Raw genomic sequence first — 18154 nt, forward strand, 5'->3', positions numbered from 1 at the left:
GGTTCGCATAAGACGCCGGAGGACCTGTATGATTGCAGGTTCAAGATATAGTCAGTGCCATGACGAAAGCATGGAAACGCACGTCCCGCCGTCTCCACCATACATAGGTGGATACAAGACTAGCATAAATAATGCTGGTCTTTTTTATATTTCAAAAAACTTTTCCTCAAATGCTATTTTCTTCTCCAATAATTCTGTGTTGTACTTTCCATTCCTAAGAGTCACCTTTTCATAGTTCTTGAGTATCCAAAGTGCTCTTTTTCGTTTTTTTTCTACTCTTAAATAAGGAGATATTTGTCTTAGTATGGATAAAACATCCTCTTTTTTCTTTATATTTAATGTGAAGGAATCTTTATGCCGTTCTGGATTATAGTTCTTTTTGGTATTGAGTATTCCGCAAGTTAAAGTTTGAACATAAATTAATAGTTCTTTATCTGTTGATGCAATTGAAATACATGGTCTTCTATATTCATTTTCATGCATTCTGGTTAACGAAATAGAACCTTCACCATCAATTATGCCTGCAACATAAGCAGCTTCCCAACCTTCCATTGTGTTGCACCCCTTCAAAATGGCAAACATTCGTTCTATTTAATATTAATACTAATACCATGAGTTTTCAATTATTTTATAGTCTTGGAGTATTATCAAAAAGTGGCTAAAACTGACAAATGGGGAAATTGAAATTTAGAGATTCCTTTCTATCCTTTTATGTCCTGACACCATAAATCAGGTCATTCGTTGAGGGAATATCCTCCTAAATTTCCTCAAGTTTTGCCCTTTTGTTCTATTGAAGGGTGTTTCGGGGTTCGATATAATTAATAAATGTCGAGAAGTGTCGAAAAAAGTTATTGAAGGAGGTATATATGATAAAACAACGTATACCATGGTTCGATAACGTAAAAGGCCTTTTAATATTTTTAGTAGTGTTTGGGCATTTTATTGAATCATACCGAAATCCAGAACATCCTGGTATTATTTTGTATTTTTATAATGTAATTTATTTTTTTCATATGCCATTATTTATTATGATAAGCGGATATTTCTTTCGACCGCAAAAATTTGAACGGATTATTCAATTAATTTCAGTGTACCTAGTCTGGCAAATCGCGAACGGCTTCTTACAAAAATTAATACAGGATCATTCTCTGGTCAATTTGTCACCTAAAGGAAGAATATTTGATTTATTTGACCCGTATTGGACGCTGTGGTACTTACTTGGAATCGTCGTTTGGAGTATTGTTACACCATACTTCCTGCGCCTGCGGTATCCAATTATCATATCGCTTATTTTTGCCGTTGCCATTAGTTATGTAGATCATGTTCCATCATGGTTCTCGATGAGAAAATTAGTGAATTTCTACCCATTTTTCTTAATTGGCTATAGCCTTGCGAGGAAAAACATTCTTATCAGCCTTAGTCAAAAAACGAAAATTTGTAAAATACCAATACGATGGGGAGCCTTATCCGTCGTGGCCGTATTCCTTGTTTTTATGATCTTTTTTAACCAATTGCCATCAGGGACAGAATTTTTATTTTTACGAAGCTCCTACAGCTTTTTTACTTGGTCAATCTTAAAGGGAGCAGTCATTCATCTAGCTTACTATGGAATTGTTGTCGTTCTTTCCATATCACTTATGCTGCTTGTTCCTAAGGAAAAGAAACTCATTTTCTTTAATAAACTCGGAGTAAATTCCTTGTTTATTTACTTGATTCATACAAATATTGTCCGAGTATACCGCGAAATAGCACCGGAGCAGCTTGTCAGCCATAAAGGATTTGTCATTTTGGGGGCCATCCTATTTGCTTCAATTGTCTGCTGGCTTCTGACAAGAAAATTTATTCTCAACCTTTTCAAGCCAATTATTTTGCCACGTTTAAACTGGATGATAAAGCAAAAAGAAGTCCACTCATAAATGTTTTGCCATTTTATGTCCAGAAAGGTATACTATTTTGGTGGAAAAAGTTTTATTAAATAACTTTAGGTTGGGAGTAGGAAAATGTCTCAATTAAATATTGAAGCCTTTCGCGCGATTAATAATCTCGGTAGAGACCATTCGTTTTTAGACCCGATTGCTGTTTTTCTTGCAGAATATATGCTTTATTTTTTAATTTTAGGAATGTTAGTTTATTGGTTTACTAGAACCGATAAAAACAGAATGATGATAATCTTGTCGATTATTTCTGTTGCTGTAGCTGAAGTCATCGGAAAAATAGCCGGGAAGTTTTATTCCCATTACCAGCCGTTTGCGGAGCTGCCGCATGTTAATAAGCTTGTAAGCCATGCTGTAGACAATGCGTTTCCGAGTGACCACTCGATAATCTTTTTTTCAATATGTTTTTCAATCTTGTTGGTACGCAAAAAAGAGGGCTGGTTATGGATTATTCTGGCCTGCTGTGTAGCCATCTCCCGTGTAATGGTTGGCGTTCACTATCCTCTAGATGTAATGACAGGTGCTCTTATCGGAATCATTTCTGCTTTGTTTGTTTACTTGATTGCTCCGAAGCTTTCTATCTTAAACAAATTGCTTGCTATATACGAAAAAGCAGAAGGAGTCATTCTGCCAAAATCGAAATCTGGAGACAGAAATAAAAACTTTTAATCAAAAAGGGCTGAAACTTTAAAGTTTCAAGCCCTTTTTTAAGTTATCGTTAAAATCCATGAATGCAGGATGGATAGGAAGGACAAAAAGGTTAAACTTGTAGATACAGAAAGAAACCATCTTAAATACTTGGAGCCCATTCGTGAAAATAAAAATGATGCGCATAAACTAAACCAAATAACCACAGTCACAATGATGAACCCGTCCAACAAATAATAGGGCATTACTACTTCAAAAAACGCCACGCCTAAAATGATACTAATAATAATTGGCCAATAGAGATCCTTGCTTTTCATGATAACAGCCTCACTTGTCTCCTCAAGGCATCCTACTGAAAGCAGGGGATAGAGAAAGTAAGGCAAAACTAGACCAAAGCAAATTCCAGTCAGGAGCCTTCGGATATTGCTTGATTCAAATAAATGCAAATAGGACCCCAACCCGTCAATCATCAATGGAACGAGAAACAACAAAAGGAACAAGCTTGTTTTTACAGAAGGGATGGTTAAGCTTTTTTTCCTTTTTGTTAAATGCAAATAAATAAGGGATGAAAAGATCCCGATATAGATTCCCGTATCTCGGGCACAAACTGACAGTGTTTCACCCGAAGCATGGAGTGAACGTTCCTCAAGTTGATGACAAATCGCTCTTCCTAAAAAATGAAATAATTCTTGAATCATTATTGTTACCCACTCCTAAAGAAAAACCCAATCCACAAGGTGAATTAGGTTCTAAAATGATTTAATATCCGGACATAAATGCAGGACTAATTGAGAGCGCAGATGCAGCAAACCAGCAAATACAACTTAAGACAATGGAGACAATTCCGACGATCAAGCAAGTTTTTCCAACTTGTTTCTTTTCAGGTTCCTGATCATTCAACCATATGATTCCTAAAATAATTCCGACCACAGGTATAAAAAACGATAAAATGTAAAGCAGGGCTCTGATACCACCTGTCATTATCGTTCACCTCCATTATTTAAGGGAAAGTTAATACTTATGAATATGTATGTGGAAGGATACCCAATTTTGTCTGTCCTTGTTTTAAAATTTATGCTGTGTTAAAGGTCAATAAGGGATGTAATTTTCTCATTGACAATTAAAAGGTACACAATTATAGTTAATTTTGTTAATAGTTAATGAGTTGAACAGTTAAACAATAGAATCATTTTTGTGAGGTGAATGGATACATAATGTCTAATCCAAGCATCAAAGAACTAGTCGATCGTTATATCACTTTATCGTTTTCCGTAAATAAAAAAGGAGAATCGCTGGTAAAAGAGCAAATCAGCAGTGATCTTACTAGTGACCAACACTATATGTTAAGGTATATCCACAAATCAGGTACCTGTACATCTACTGAATTAGCAGAAGTATTTGAAGTGAAAAAGAGTGCCATCACCGCCATCATTAACCGGATGTGGGAAAAAGGGTTAATAAAGCGGACCCGTGATGAAAATGACCGCCGTGTTGTTTACTTAACGTTAACGGAAAAGGGTATTGACTTATTTGAACAAACGGAAGAGCGAATTCATAAGTTGGTCGAGTCCTTGATTACCCAATTCGATGAAATGGAAATTAAACAATTTTTAAATACGTATGAAAAGATAAATCGCATACTTAGCGAAAATAAAGAGCTACAGCAGGAGGAGTAAACGGTGAGGTTTATTATTAAAAGTAAATGGCTCGTGCTAATTGCCTGGATTGTGATCGTAGTGGGGTTATTCATGATTGCTCCGAATATGGCTGACCTTGTCCGTGATAAGGGGCAGGTGGATGTTCCAAAGGGATATTCCTCCCATTTAGCTACGGAGATTATGAATCAGGTTCAGAAACAAAAGGATGGCGGCAAGGAAACCCAAGTCGCCCTTGTGTTTCATGATAATAAAAAGTTAACAAGTGCTGAAATAGAGGAAGCAAAAAAGGCGATTCAAGCACTGGAAGACAACAAAGAAAAGCTTGGTATTACAGAAATACTAAGTCATTTTAATGAAAAGAGCTTAAAAAATCAGCTTGTTGCCAAGGACGGAAAGTCCATCCTTGCTTCTCTTAAGGTGAACTGGAATGACCGTGAGCCCAAAGAAGTCAGTGCTGCCTTGTATAAAACAATTGATACTGTAAAGGTGGATCATTATTACACCAGTAACTGGATGATCAATGAGGATTTGATGAAAAGCTCTGAAGAAGGCTTGAAGAAAACAGAGGGAATTACAGTTGTGTTTATTTTAGCTGTATTACTACTTGTTTTTCGTTCATTAATATCACCGTTAATTCCATTGCTAACAGTGGGTATTACTTATCTGGCTTCGCAATCAATTATTGCTATTTTAGTAGATAAACTGAATTTCCCTGTCTCCAACTATACACAAATCTTTCTGGTTTGCGTTTTATTCGGAATAGGAACGGATTATTGTATATTATTGCTTAGTAGATTCAAAGAGGAATTATCTCAAAGAGAAACGGTCGTTGATGCAATCGTAGAAACATACCGAACCGCTGGACGAACGGTATTATTTAGCGGTTTAGCCGTTATGATTGGGTTTGCCACGATTGGTTTTTCTCAATTCATCCTCTACCAATCTTCTTCAGCAGTAGCCATTGGAGTGGCAATGCTTTTGATCGCCTTATTTACAATCGTTCCATTCTTTATGGCGGTATTAGGGCGGAAGCTTTTCTGGCCTTCTAAGGGAAGTGCAGAACATGCCGAGAGCAAGCTTTGGGGGGCAGTCGGAAGGTTTTCTCTAGCCCGTCCAGTGGTTTCATTATTAATTGTTGCGGCCATTTGTGTTCCATTTTTAGTTACGTATGATGGGAAATTATCGTTTAACTCATTAGAGGAAATCAGCGGAAAGGTTCCTTCTATCCGTGCTTTTAATGCGATTGCTGACAGTTTTGGTCCTGGTGAATCAATGCCGACGCAAATCGTGATTAAAAATGATGAGGCGATGAATTCGACGGACTACATCGAATTGGCTGAAAAAATTAGCCAAGAGGTTGAAAAAGTAGACCAAGTGGATACGGTCCGCTCGGTAACAAGGCCTACAGGTGAAAAAATTAAAGAATTTTATGTGAACAAGCAAGCAGAAAGTCTTGAGAATGGTTTAGGCAAAGGCAAGGATGGAATTACGAAAATTAGTGATGGTCTTCAGGAAGCAGGCAGTAAGCTCTCGAAGTCCGGACCGCAGTTAAAGGGTGCGGTCAACGGGATTAATGGATTAATTTCGGGAACAAATCAGCTAAAAGGCGGGCTGACAGAAATTCAAACCAACCTTACCAAAATTGAAAACGGAATTCGTCAAGGTTCAGCGGGTTCTACTGAATTGAAAAAAGGATTGGAAAAAACGAAAGCAGGCGCCGAGGACTTACTTGCTGGCTATAAAAAGCTGCAAAAGGGTTATCAGGACATAGATGCGAATCTTAAAACATTAAACTCCAAATATAGGGATGTAGCCGGTGGATTAACCTCTTTATCCGGTGCGCTTGCCCAGATTAAGGGTGCAGATTTTACCTATTTGGAAAGCCATTATGATGGATTGGCGAAAGAAGGGCAATACCAAAAAATAAAAGGAACCGTTCAGGTACTGCAGCAGCAGCTAGCACCTCTTTCTAGTGGTCTTAATCAGTTAAACGCAGGTCTTTCTCAAATTACAATGGGAATGGATACGGCGAACGCTGGATTTGCAAAAGCAAATGGCGGCCAGCAGGGACTTGCTTCGGGGCTGGAAAAGTTAATTAAAGGAATTGAGCAGCAGCAGGCAGGACTTGACAAGTTGGCAAACGGTCAAGGTCAAATTGTTGCTAATATGCCAAAACTGACTAGCGGTTTGTCTGGAATAAACGATGGACAAAAGCAGCTGCTTTCCGGATTTGGCGGTCTAACTGGCCAGTTAACACAATTATCCAACGGGCTTGACCAAAGTGCGAAAGGTTTAAATCAAGTGTCGGATGGTCTTGGTTCTGCTCAAGGTTATTTATCCGGTCTTTCTGACTCGACCGGCATGTCCGGTTTCCACCTGCCAAAAGAGGCGGTGGAAAGTAAAGATTTTAAGCAGGCGTTAGATGCCTATATGTCAGATGATCGGAAAGTCATGACCATTGATGTCGTTTTTAAATCAAACCCTTATTCTAATGAGGCGATTAACCAGGTTCCTGAAATTAAGGATGCAGTGAAACGGGCAGTTAAAAACACGAAACTTGAAAATGCTGTTGTAGCTGTTGGCGGGATCACCAGTACAAATGCAGATTTAAATAAGATGTCAGGACAGGACTTTTCAAGGACAGTTGTGTTAATGCTGATTGGAATCACGCTTATTTTAATTCTTTTATTTAGATCTATGATCATGCCGCTTTATATTATCGCTTCCTTGATTTTAACCTACTTTACGTCAATGGCGATGAATGAGGCACTGTTTGTCAATCTATTAGGTTATACGGGAATTAGCTGGGCCGTTCCTTTCTTCGGATTTGTGATCCTGATGGCCCTTGGAGTGGACTACAGCATTTTCTTGATGGACCGATTTAATGAATATAGGGATTTAAAGGTAGAAGATGCGATGCTATTATCAATGAAAAAAATGGGTACGGTCATTATATCGGCTGCAATTATTTTAGGGGGAACATTTGCGGCGATGATGCCATCAGGAATGTTATCCTTGCTTCAGATTGCATCGATTGTTTTAATCGGTTTATTATTATATGCTTTCGTCATCTTGCCGTTGTTTATTCCTGTTATGGTTAAAAATTTTGGCAAAGCCAATTGGTGGCCATTCCATGGGATGACAAATAATTTAAAATAAAAACGTAGAGGCATCCATTCGGGTGCCTCTAGTTTTATAAATATACAGATAATATTCTTTCTAAAAAGTAACCATTTTAAAAATGTTTTGTTATAATGAAATTAGTATATTTAGACTATAAGTACAAATAATGGGGTTAGATTAAATAGATGATCAATAAACTTTGGCAGAGCAGCGGTTTTAAAAGAATTTTAATCTTCATTTTCATTGCTCTTATCATTTATGGGATGAAAGAGATGATTAATTTAATTTTATTTACCTTTATTTTTGCGTTTTTAATGGATCGTTTAGTGAAATTCATTGAGGGGAAAGTTCGACTGAATCGAAAGATTATTGTTGTTATCTCCTATGCAGTGATTGTTGGATTGCTTTCGTATGGATTGGTTGTTTATTTACCGCTTATTGCAGCAGAAATCACGCAGCTTATAAAACAATTAACCACCTTCTATACAACCAAGCATGATAATATTGTTTTAAATTACATCACGGAAAAAATTGAAGAAATCCAAATATCGAATTACTTAGAACAGGGATTCACTTTCTTAATCAAATATTTTACAGATATAAGTAAGGTAAGCTTGCAAATTCTTTTGGCCCTTTTAATGAGTTTATTTTTCTTGTTGGAAAAACCAAGGTTAATGGAGTTTACAAAGAAATTTAAAAAGAGCAAGATTTCCTCCATTTACGTTGAAATTGAGTTTTTTGCCCGAAAGTTTGTGGGGACATTTGGTAAAGTAATCGAGGCTCAATTAATTATTGCAGTCGTTAACTGTATTTTAACAACGATTTCTTTATGGATTCTGGATTTCCCGCAGTTAGGCGGACTTTCAATTATGATCTTCCTTTTAGGTCTCATTCCGGTTGCTGGAGTGATTTTATCGTTAATTCCACTGACGATTATCGCCTATAGTATCGGCGGTTTGATGAAGGTTCTTTATGTTGGAATTGCCATCGCGATTATTCATGGAATTGAAGCCTATATTTTAAATCCAAATTTGATGTCGTCTAAGACCAATCTTCCTGTTTTCTATACGTTTATTGTCTTAATTTTCTCTGAGCACTTTTTTGGGGTTTGGGGTTTGATTGTCGGAATTCCGATCTTTGTTTTCCTTCTGGATGTATTAGAAGTGACGGATCAAAAAAAGGTATAATTTGAACCCCTCATTCTAAATAGAAAGAGGGGTTGTATTATTGAAAAGGTATGAAGGAGGTTATTTTGTTGAGCGAATGTAAACTTGACCATTCCCAAGCAGATGTAAAAAAGAAATATGAATCGCAGGCATCCTTTTTGCCTGATGAGATGCAGCCCTTATTTGAGCAGTTTTTTGAAAAAGAACACGCACAGGAATTGTTGAATGAAGTCTTTCATTTATTAAAAAAATACGATCTCGCATCCGATGAAGAGAAAAGTGAGCGGAACAATCGTTTATTTCTAGTGTTGGAAAATGTATAAAATGAAGGCCCGTTTTTAAGACGGGCCTTTTTAGCAGATACAGGTCTTTTTCTTTACGCCAATTTTTCCTTTTTGGTCGATTTTTTGAATATAATCGACCGCAAGTGGCACTTTACATGCTGTTTTCCCCACATCAACATGCACCTTTCCGATTTTTTCTGCCACTTTCATTGCCTCATTATATAAGGAAACGACATACGCACCAACACATATCACAAAGAGATTCATCACGTAACGGACCCGGTTTTTCTCTTCATGAATGGAAGCTTCAACCTGATACAGCAAATGGCGAATTTCAGTTATATCTAAATTTTCATCTGGGGCAATCGATAAGTAATTTGCATACGTGCTCCAGCCGCTAACGGCAATCATTTCTTCCTCAGACCTCATCCACTCTCGTGCAAGTTCTAGGGCATATTGACTTTCGGCGGCCACACCTGCAACCGTATATTCGGCAAGTAAATACCAATTTGCTTTCTTCACCCAATCTTGGAGGGTTTCTTTTGAGATTGTTTTTGGATTAATCGACAGCCCCGCCAAATACATTGCATCATGGTTACCTGAATTAAATAACGCTAATGCTAATTCATGATCCTTTTTTACGTATTTAACTAGTTTTTTTAAATCTCCAACCTTAACTCCAAAAAGAGGTTCTTTTGCTCCATGGTTGACAAAGGTTTTTTTCGTTTGTTCGGACCCGAGTTCAGCCAGCTTTATCATTATTTCATCAAATGTCATGTACTTCTCCTTGTTTACGAATTTGCAGGAATAATCACCATTTCGTTTCTTAAATTCTTGACGATTAAAGTAAAATCCTTCTACAATATACCTTGTTTTCTAAAATATACCGTTTTTATACAAGTGTTTCTTGAGATTTTTTCATGATTCCAGGTGATTTAGAAAATATTAAGGGTATTAATTATATAAAAAGAATAGGGGATACGATGAGAGAATTATTTCAGTTATTAAAAAAGGGCAATAAGTCAGCGATGCTGGCGACGATTATTAATACGATCATAGCCATCATTAAAGGGGTTGCCTATTCGTTTACGGGAAATGTAGCGATGTTCGCTGAAACGATGCATAGTTTAGGGGACGCGGCGAACCAGTTATTTGTTTTTATTGGTTCTGCTTTAAGTAAAAAAGCACCAACGGAACGATTTCCCAATGGATTCGGCCGCTTGGTCAACTTAGTTCTTTTAGGTGCAGTGCTAGTCGTTGGAATAATGGCATTTGAGACAATTGTGGAAGGCTATCATCATGTCGTCCATCCTACAGCATCCCATGGGTTTATCCTTAATATTGTCGTGTTAGGAGTCTCAACGATTCTTGAGACAACCGTTCTATTTAAAGCGATGAAGGAAATTTTGCATGAAGTCGAGATCCAGGCTAAAGGCTTAAATGTATTTGCCCAAAGCTTTGCGAACTTGGGCAGAGCAAAGCCTGCAACAAAATTGGTTTTCATGGAGGATATGGTCGCAACTCTAGGAGGCTTACTGGCCATTGTGGCTGTCCTCATTTCTCATTTTACCGCAATTCATCAGGCAGAGGGACTTGCTTCGATTATTATTGGAGCGATGATGTTCTTTGTTGTCGGCAGGGTATTTTTAGATAATGCGGCAGGTGTAATCGGGCAGGCAGATGAAGAAATGGAGGACAAAATTGGTAATCTCGTGATGGCAGATCCTGATGTGAAGGATATCCAGGGGATTACCGTTATTAAAGAGGGGGAGGATCTCCACGTTGAATTAGAAATAGAGGTCGATCCGAAATTGACAGTTGCTGCAGCAGATGATATAAAAGATCGCCTTGAAGAAAGAATTATGGCGGAAAAGGGTGTAGTCGATGTCACAATCGAAATTGACGAAGATGATCAAGTCATGAATTGGAAACCTCAGACGGAAGAAACGGCAAAATAAGTATAAAACAAATTGTATGTTGGGAACCTAATTTTAAACCATGTTTTTAGGGGGGATATAATGGTTTCACATACCGCAAGATTGTCCAGTTCAGAAATTGGGGGATTATGGGCAATTTTTCTTCAAGAGGATATGAGTATTCGTTTATTGGAATATTTTATCCATCATAATCAAGATGAAGAAATAAAAAGTGTACTAGAGCAAGCTCTTACTGCTTCCATTAGTCGTATTCAACAAGTAACCGATATTTTTAAGGAAGAAGGAATCCCCCTGCCAGATCGACTTACAGATGAGGATGTCGACCTTTCTGTCCCTCCTTTGTTTTATGATACATTTGCGTTAAGCTTTGTCTATTCGATGGGCCGGATGACTATGGTCAATATGGGATTTGTCACCGCAAATGTCGCAAGAACGGATATTCTGAGTTTTTTTACAACCATAGTGAAAGAATCTGCCACTTTGTATCAAAATGCTACTACTTTAATGCTTAAAAAAGGAATCTATGACCGCCCTCCGATGATTCCATACCCTAAAAAAGTTGAATACATTGAAAAACAATCCTATATATTGGGACTTGGTAAGAAAAGACCGTTAAACACAGCGGAAATTACTGAGATTTTTTTTAATGTCGAACGGAATTATTTTTCAATTCTTATTTGTACTGCTTTTTTACAAATTGTTAAAGACAAGGAAATACGAAAGTATATTAAAGAAGGCAAAGAAATTTCTGAAAAACAAATCAGGGTGTTTAACGATCTTCTCCTGAAGGAAGAGCTTTTAGGAATAAAGCCAACACAGATGGAGGTAACGGATTCACAAGCGGCTCCGTTCTCCGATAAATTAATCGTTTTGCTCTTTCATTCTTTAAATGCTATTGATATCACATTCCTTGGGCACGCACTGTCCTTGTCAATGCGGACAGACCTAGCGGCCCATTATCAAAAATTTATCCTTGAGATTTTACTTTATGAAGAGAAAGGTTTTACTATCATGGTAAATAGAAGCTGGCTGCAAATGCCTCCACATGCACCCAATCGAAGAGAATTAGAAGGTTTAACGTAAAAAAGGTTCGTCGTCTCGACGAACCTTTTCTTATTCCCACGGTTTATTAATGGTTAAGTGCTCTGCTAATTCTTTGCTGTTTTGTCTATGCACTTTTCGTTCTTCAGCCCGTTTTGAAGCCGTTTCATGCAATTTTTTTTCTTCCTCAGTTTCAGGAATGATTCCAGGTACTGGTGCGGGTTTGCCGTCATCATCTAAGGCAACAAACGTTAAAAACGCGGTGGCAGCAATTTTTCTATCCCCAGTAATTAGATTTTCAGCAATAATTTTTACAAAGACTTCTAATGATGTTCTCCCTGTCCAGGTTACAAACGATTCGAAACAAACAGAATCATCAGGAGTAATTGGACTTAGAAAATCAACAGAATCGGTAGAAGCTGTAACACATTCTCTTCTTGAATGCCTTACAGCAGAAATGGATGCAATCATATCTACATCACTCATTAGTTTTCCGCCAAATAAGGTATTGTGATTATTTACATCATTTGGAAAAACTCTGCTTGTTCTTACTACTACTGACTCTTTACAAGTTTTTGCGTCCATATTTTTAATCCTCCCGTAAGTGCTCGCAATATATTTATTTTTTACCAGAACTTCTGGCACTAACCGAAAATTCTAATCAAATGTTCATGATAAATTAAGGAAAAAAGTGGTTTAATGAAAGCATTATGATAAAAAATAAGAAAAGGAAATGGATGGTATGGGGGATTGGAATGGTAAAAAATCTTCTAATTTGTTTAGTCGTCGTATTGATGATTGTTGGACAAACAGCCTGCCAAAACAATAATGGATTCATTAATCGTCCTCATCGGACTTTAGCAAAACAGCATGAAGTTAGTCTTAAAAAGATTGTCCAAAAGGGAAACAATGAACAAGAACGAATTAAAGATTATTTAACTCGCATGCATCTGAATGGAAGTGTTACGGTTATCAAGAATCATAAGTTGGTCTTTAACAAAGGGATGGGCTATGCGAATTTCAAGAATCATATTTTGAACCAACCCTATACTACCTATCCCATTGGTTCGATTTCAAAGGCGTTTGTAGCGGTATGTATCTTACAACTGCAAGAAAAAGGAATACTTTCGATTGAAGACCCTTTATCAAAATATATTCCCGGTTTTCCTAATGGCCAAGAAATAAAATTAGTTCATTTATTAAGCCATACATCAGGAATTCAAAAACCGCTGTGGAAAGTCTGGGATACTAAGCCCGTGGATATGATAAACGAGGCGGAAAGAAGACCACTTCTATTTATGCCGGGCACAAGATGGGATTATAAGGACATTAATTATCTCATTTTAGGCTATATTGTTGAGAAGGTGTCGGGAACAACACTACATGAATATATTCAACATCATATTTTTGCTCCTGCAGGTATGAAAAGCTCAGGATTTATTACGAGGGAAAATCTTTTTCCTTTCACATCAACTGGGTATTTAAAAATAGGTCAACATCTGCATTCCATTAAAAAGCTAAATCCGTATCCTCTTTTTGGCTGTGGAGATATATTTACAACTGCCCTTGATTTATCTCGTTTTGATGAGGCATTATTTGGTGGTAAACTTATTTCTAGAAATCGTTTGAAGGAAATGCTTAGGCCAAGAAGTATCTCGAAATATGGACTTGGGCTTTATAACTATGGCAATAGCATATTAAGCCGAGGCGTTTTATTAGGGTGGGAATCGCTTCATGTATATTATAATGATAAAACCCAAATTACGATTTTATTGAATATTCATTCCAAAAGGACAAAAATTAAAGCCATTGCAAATGATATTCACACAATCATAAAATGGGGGGAATCCCACAATTTGGAGACGTGACCTAGTAATTTCCTAATGGCAGTGTATAGAATGGAGGAAAAAGATGAGTATGCAAAACCAAATTATGCAGGAGTTAAATGTATCTTCTGAGATTAACCCTAAAGAGGAAATTAGAAAGCGAATTGACTTTTTAAAAAATTACTTGCTTAAAACAAAGGCAAAAGGTTATGTTTTAGGGATTAGCGGCGGTCAGGATTCAAGCCTTGCCGGGCGCCTTGCACAGTTATCGGTTGAAGAGCTGCGGAAGGAAGGAACGGAAGCTGTTTTTATTGCAGTCCGTTTGCCCTATGGTGTTCAACAGGATGAAGACGATGCACAAAGATCGTTGTCCTTTATTCAGGCAGACCAGGACTATGTTTTTAATATAAAATCTTCTGTTGATTCTGTTCAAACAGAGTATGATGGGATGACTAAAGGTAAACCTTTAAGTGATTATCAAAAAGGAAATGTAAAAGCTAGGATGAGAATGATTGCCCAGTATGCAGTTGGAGGAATGGAAGGGCTACTTGTAATTGGTACGGATCATGCCGCTGAAGCTGTTACCGGATTTTATACGAAATATGGTGATGGGGGCGCAGATGTTCTTCCGCTTACAGGTTTAACAAAGCGCCAGGGAAAAGCTTTGTTAAAAGAACTTGGAGCGGATGAGCGTTTATATTTAAAAGTACCGACAGCAGATTTACTGGATCATAAGCCAGGACAAGCAGATGAAACAGAGTTGGGCATTTCATACGATGAGCTTGATGATTACCTTGAAGGTAGACCTGTTTCAAAGGAAATTGCCGAGAAAATTGAAAACCGATATCTCATGACTGAACATAAACGCCAACTGCCAGCAACCATGTTTGATTCTTGGTGGAAATAAGTTTTAATAACCTATTAGAATTTTCTGATAGGTTTTTCTACATTAATTTTTAATAATCGGATAAAATAACTTTACAGAAGTAATTAGTTGTAATATGATAATCCAAGTAAAACACTAAGAATTAGGGGGTTATATTGTGAAAAAGCTTTCAGTATTATTTGCACTTTTACTAAGCTTTATGTTAATTTTGTCAGCATGTGGTACAAGCAATAAAGATACCACTAAAGATAATAAGAACGATAATCAATCTGCTTCAAAGGAAAAAGACTTATTGGCTAAGATTAAAGCAGATGGAAAAATTCTTATTGGTACGGAAGGTACATATGCACCATTTACGTTCCATGATAAAAGCGGTAAATTAACCGGTTTTGATGTAGAGGTTGCTACTGAAGTGGCCAAGCGTCTAGGAGTAACACCGGAATTTAAAGAAACACAATGGGATGCTATGTTTGCCGGATTAGATGCAAAACGTTTTGACGTGGTTGCCAACGAGGTTGGAATTCGTCCAGACCGTCAGGAAAAATACGATTTTTCAGATCCATACATCACATCAAAAGCGGTTCTAATTGTTCGTAATGATAATAATAAAGTGAAAAAATTTGAAGATATAAAAGGTTTAAAATCTGCTCAATCTATGACTAGTAACTATGCGGATATTGCAAGAAAATTTGGTGCAAATATTACCGGAGTAGAGGGCTTTAACCAGGCGATTGACTTATTAGCATCTAAACGTGTTGATGTAACGGTCAACGATAAAATTTCTTTCTTAGACTTTAAAAAACAAAAGCCTGATGCACCTGTTAAAATTGCGGCAACTTCAGCGGATGCTTCACAAAGCGGATTTATGTTTAGGAAAAACAATCAAACACTAGTAGATGCAGTAAACAAAGCATTAAACGACATGATTTCAGATGGAACATACAAAAAAATCTCTGAGAAATGGTTTGGTGAAGATGTACTTAAATAGTATTTTTGCTGACCCGGAAAGAACAGCACGTTTAATGGATATTGCACAAAGTTCCTTTCTGCCCCTTTTGAAAGGGGCTATTTTTTATACAATACCCTTAACGCTGATAACCTTTGTCATTGGTTTAATCCTTGCCATCTTAACAGCGCTGGCGCGGATTTCGCATCTTAAAGTTTTACAAATGATTGCCAGAATTTATGTTTCTATCATTCGGGGAACCCCATTGTTAGTCCAGCTGTTCATCATTTTTTATGGCTTACCGACGGTTGGAATTACACTGGATTCCTATGTCGCAGCCATTATTGGTTTTTCTCTTAGTGTCGGTGCTTATGGATCGGAAATTATTCGTGCCGCGATTATCTCAATCCCAAAAGGACAGTGGGAAGCAGGTTACTCGATCGGAATGTCTTATTCTCAAGTACTTAGAAGAATTATTCTTCCTCAGGCTACAAGAGTCTCGATACCGCCATTATCAAACTCGTTTATTAGTCTTGTAAAGGATACATCGTTGGCATCTCTTGTTCTTTTAACGGAGTTGTTTCGAAAGGCACAGGAAATTGCTGCAACCAATTATGAATTTTTATTGGTTTATAGTGAAGCGGCACTTATTTATTGGGTCATTTGCTTTTTCCTTTCCATCCTTCAACAATCATTGGAAACGAGATTGGACCGCTATGTGTCTTAAGTAAAGGAGAATGACCATGATATCAATTAAAGGACTATATAAGCAATTTGATCAATTAGAAGTATTAAAAGGGATTGATCTTGAGGTAGAAAAAGGAAAGGTTGTTGTCATTATTGGCCCGTCCGGTTCTGGAAAAACAACGATGCTTCGCTGCTTGAATGTTTTGGAAACACCTACGAAGGGTGTTATTTCTATCGAAGGACAAAGTCTTGATTTTTCTAAGCCTGTTTCAAAGAAGAATATTGCTACCTTTCGTCGCTTAACCGGTATGGTTTTTCAAAATTATAATTTATTCCCGCACAAAACCGCAGTGGAAAATGTGATGGAGGGGCCGATTATCGTCAAGGGTGAAAGTAAAGATTCGGCTCGTAAAAAAGCAGTGTCTCTCTTGGAAAAAGTCGGACTTGGTGACAAAATAGATTACTATCCTGCACAGCTTTCCGGCGGACAGCAGCAGCGGGTAGGTATAGCCAGAGCGCTTGCAATGGAGCCGGAGGTTATGTTGTTTGATGAACCGACCTCAGCTCTCGATCCTGAACTTGTTGGGGAGGTTCTTAAAGTAATGAAGGATCTTGCCCAAGAAGGAATGACGATGATTGTCGTTACCCATGAAATGCGCTTTGCCCGTGAAGCAGCGGATGAAGTTATTTTTATGGACCAGGGTGTTGTTGTTGAAAGAAACAAACCGGAAGAGATTTTCACGAATCCAAAAGAAGAACGGACACGGAAGTTTTTAAATATGATTCAGTAAAGTGTTATGGCTAAGGTCATAGCACTTTTTGTTTTTCAATCGTCGAATGATAGTGCCTGTGCAAAGGGAAAAATCGTGAGCCCGGGAACTAACAGAGGTTGATAGTGCCCGTTTGAAGGAAAAAAGCAAGAGCATGGAAACTAACAGAGGTTGATAGTGCCCGTTCGAAGGAAAAAAGCAAGAGCCCGGGCACCAACAGAGGTTGATAGTGCCCGTTCGAAGGAAAAAAGCAAGAGCCCGGGCACCAACAGAGGTTGATAGTGCCCGTTAGAAGGAAAAAAGCAAGAGCCCGGGAACTAATAGAGGTTGATAGTGCCCGTTCGAAGGAAAAAAGCAAGAGCCCGGGCACCAACAGAGGTTGATAGTGCCCGTTCGAAGGAAAAAAGCAAGAGCCCGGGCACCAGCAGAGGTTGATCGTGCCTGTGAAGAAGAAAAAACCAAAAGCATGGGCACAATCAAGCGTTCATAGTGACCGAGAAGAACAAAAAACAAGGGTATGGGTACCGAAAAACTACCGCAGTTTCTGCATATGCATCTGCAAAAGGAAGAAATTTTAAACCAAACAAAAAACATTCCCCCACTACCCAATATTTTCCTGTACAATGATAATGTGAAACCTTTTACATATTTTATACGTATATACAAATATAGACAAAGAAAAGGAGTGGTGCCTATTTATGGAGCCGTTAAGCATTCCTTTAGAAACCATCTATTTATACGCACTTATCATTTCAGGTGTTTTAACCATTTTGTATGTTTTGTTTGCGGATGTGTTTCATTTTCATGGAACCGGTGATGGGGGGCTGCATTTTTTCAATCCGGTACTAATTTTTGCATTTGTGACCATTCTCTCAGCCAGTGGGTTTCTGCTGGAAAAATTGTCATCACTCCATTACGGATTGATTTTGGGGATTTCTGCTGTCTTAGCTTTTATAGTGGTGACATTATTAAATGTTTTCGTTCTTATTCCCTTATCGTCAGCAGAAGAGTCACTTGTTTACAAAGAAAGTGATTTACGCGGCAGAATTGGCACAGTTATCACAGCCATTCCAGCAGACGGATTTGGGGAAGTCATGATTGAAAATATTAGCGGCAGAATTGCCAAACCTGCTTCAAGCTTCGATGGCGTGTCCATCCAAAATGGCACGAAAGTACTAGTAGTCCAAGTTGAAAATGGGGTCCTTCAGGTAACCATTAATCAAGAGATAGAAAGCTTTTTATAAGGGG

At 37.8% G+C, this 18154-nt stretch carries 19 protein-coding genes; 14 read left to right on the top strand and 5 right to left on the bottom strand.

From position 1 onward, the window contains the following. Window positions 1–144: 144 nt before the first annotated feature. A complete protein-coding gene (locus tag ACFQZ9_RS15920; RefSeq protein WP_498944554.1) occupies window positions 145–552 on the bottom strand; it encodes an LAGLIDADG family homing endonuclease in 408 nt (135 codons plus the stop codon). Window positions 553–866: 314 nt separating this feature from the next. Here ACFQZ9_RS15920 and ACFQZ9_RS15925 point away from each other — a divergent pair, with 314 nt between their 5' ends. After that, a complete protein-coding gene (locus ACFQZ9_RS15925) occupies window positions 867–1916 on the top strand; it encodes an acyltransferase family protein (protein ID WP_498944555.1) in 1050 nt (349 codons plus the stop codon). Window positions 1917–2000: 84 nt separating this feature from the next. Next, window positions 2001–2603 (top strand): undecaprenyl-diphosphatase, encoded by a 603-nt coding sequence (locus ACFQZ9_RS15930; protein WP_498944556.1) that lies wholly within the window; start codon window positions 2001–2003, stop codon window positions 2601–2603. Window positions 2604–2641: 38 nt separating this feature from the next. Here the strand turns inward: ACFQZ9_RS15930 and ACFQZ9_RS15935 are convergent, their stop codons facing one another. Both ACFQZ9_RS15935 and ACFQZ9_RS15940 read right to left on the bottom strand, forming a co-directional pair. Beyond that, window positions 2642–3280, bottom strand: a complete 639-nt coding sequence (locus ACFQZ9_RS15935) for a DUF2085 domain-containing protein (protein ID WP_498944557.1) — start codon at window positions 3278–3280, stop codon at window positions 2642–2644. Between the two features lie 61 nt (window positions 3281–3341). Continuing rightward, a complete protein-coding gene (locus tag ACFQZ9_RS15940; protein ID WP_498944558.1) occupies window positions 3342–3563 on the bottom strand; it encodes a hypothetical protein in 222 nt (73 codons plus the stop codon). A 233-nt stretch (window positions 3564–3796) separates the two neighbouring features. Between ACFQZ9_RS15940 and ACFQZ9_RS15945 the strand changes: the two genes are divergently transcribed. The 4 genes from ACFQZ9_RS15945 to ACFQZ9_RS15960 all read left to right on the top strand — a co-directional run bounded on the left by ACFQZ9_RS15945 (window position 3797) and on the right by ACFQZ9_RS15960 (window position 8852). Next, window positions 3797–4258: a MarR family winged helix-turn-helix transcriptional regulator gene (locus ACFQZ9_RS15945; RefSeq protein ID WP_498944559.1), complete on the top strand. Its 462-nt coding sequence runs from the start codon at window positions 3797–3799 to the stop codon at window positions 4256–4258. A gap of 3 nt (window positions 4259–4261) precedes the next feature. Next, window positions 4262–7399, top strand: a complete 3138-nt coding sequence (locus ACFQZ9_RS15950) for an MMPL family transporter (RefSeq protein WP_498944560.1) — start codon at window positions 4262–4264, stop codon at window positions 7397–7399. Between the two features lie 149 nt (window positions 7400–7548). Then, window positions 7549–8550 (top strand): AI-2E family transporter, encoded by a 1002-nt coding sequence (locus ACFQZ9_RS15955; RefSeq protein ID WP_198310405.1) that lies wholly within the window; start codon window positions 7549–7551, stop codon window positions 8548–8550. Window positions 8551–8618: 68 nt separating this feature from the next. Next, complete coding sequence (locus ACFQZ9_RS15960; protein WP_498944561.1) at window positions 8619–8852, top strand: hypothetical protein; 234 nt, start codon at window positions 8619–8621, stop codon at window positions 8850–8852. 30 nt (window positions 8853–8882) lie between these two features. On the opposite strand, the gene ACFQZ9_RS15965 is transcribed toward ACFQZ9_RS15960, so the two are convergent. Beyond that, window positions 8883–9590 carry a DNA alkylation repair protein gene (locus ACFQZ9_RS15965; RefSeq protein WP_498944562.1) on the bottom strand — a complete coding sequence of 236 codons (708 nt, stop codon included), beginning with the start codon at window positions 9588–9590 and terminating at the stop codon, window positions 8883–8885. Window positions 9591–9796: 206 nt separating this feature from the next. Between ACFQZ9_RS15965 and ACFQZ9_RS15970 the strand changes: the two genes are divergently transcribed. Together ACFQZ9_RS15970 and ACFQZ9_RS15975 are read left to right on the top strand one after the other, a co-directional pair. Then, window positions 9797–10771 carry a cation diffusion facilitator family transporter gene (locus ACFQZ9_RS15970; RefSeq protein WP_498944591.1) on the top strand — a complete coding sequence of 325 codons (975 nt, stop codon included), beginning with the start codon at window positions 9797–9799 and terminating at the stop codon, window positions 10769–10771. Between the two features lie 60 nt (window positions 10772–10831). Next, the gene (locus tag ACFQZ9_RS15975; protein ID WP_498944563.1) at window positions 10832–11833 is read left to right on the top strand and encodes a DUF3231 family protein; all 1002 of its coding nucleotides are present in this window, start codon (window positions 10832–10834) and stop codon (window positions 11831–11833) included. A gap of 30 nt (window positions 11834–11863) precedes the next feature. Here the strand turns inward: ACFQZ9_RS15975 and ACFQZ9_RS15980 are convergent, their stop codons facing one another. Then, entirely contained in the window at window positions 11864–12376 is a 513-nt protein-coding gene (locus ACFQZ9_RS15980; RefSeq protein WP_133334019.1) for an acyl-CoA thioesterase, read from the bottom strand. A gap of 170 nt (window positions 12377–12546) precedes the next feature. Between ACFQZ9_RS15980 and ACFQZ9_RS15985 the strand changes: the two genes are divergently transcribed. The 6 genes from ACFQZ9_RS15985 to ACFQZ9_RS16010 all read left to right on the top strand — a co-directional run bounded on the left by ACFQZ9_RS15985 (window position 12547) and on the right by ACFQZ9_RS16010 (window position 18150). Beyond that, window positions 12547–13659: a serine hydrolase domain-containing protein gene (locus ACFQZ9_RS15985; RefSeq protein WP_498944564.1), complete on the top strand. Its 1113-nt coding sequence runs from the start codon at window positions 12547–12549 to the stop codon at window positions 13657–13659. A 43-nt stretch (window positions 13660–13702) separates the two neighbouring features. Continuing rightward, a complete protein-coding gene (nadE, locus tag ACFQZ9_RS15990; RefSeq protein ID WP_198310399.1) occupies window positions 13703–14524 on the top strand; it encodes an NAD(+) synthase in 822 nt (273 codons plus the stop codon). 136 nt (window positions 14525–14660) lie between these two features. Continuing rightward, a complete protein-coding gene (locus ACFQZ9_RS15995) occupies window positions 14661–15491 on the top strand; it encodes an amino acid ABC transporter substrate-binding protein (protein ID WP_498944565.1) in 831 nt (276 codons plus the stop codon). Then, entirely contained in the window at window positions 15478–16176 is a 699-nt protein-coding gene (locus ACFQZ9_RS16000) for an amino acid ABC transporter permease (RefSeq protein WP_198310684.1), read from the top strand. The genes ACFQZ9_RS15995 and ACFQZ9_RS16000 overlap by 14 nt, the downstream gene beginning before the upstream one ends. A 16-nt stretch (window positions 16177–16192) precedes the next feature. After that, window positions 16193–16927 (top strand): amino acid ABC transporter ATP-binding protein, encoded by a 735-nt coding sequence (locus tag ACFQZ9_RS16005; RefSeq protein ID WP_498944566.1) that lies wholly within the window; start codon window positions 16193–16195, stop codon window positions 16925–16927. 677 nt (window positions 16928–17604) lie between these two features. Continuing rightward, window positions 17605–18150, top strand: coding sequence for an NfeD family protein (locus tag ACFQZ9_RS16010; RefSeq protein WP_498944567.1), 546 nt, complete (start codon window positions 17605–17607; stop codon window positions 18148–18150). Window positions 18151–18154: the final 4 nt, after the last annotated feature.

The sequence above is a fragment of the Neobacillus sp. GCM10027624 genome (assembly GCF_042675345.1).
Classification (GTDB): Bacteria; Bacillota; Bacilli; order Bacillales; family Cytobacillaceae; genus Neobacillus; species Neobacillus cucumis_D.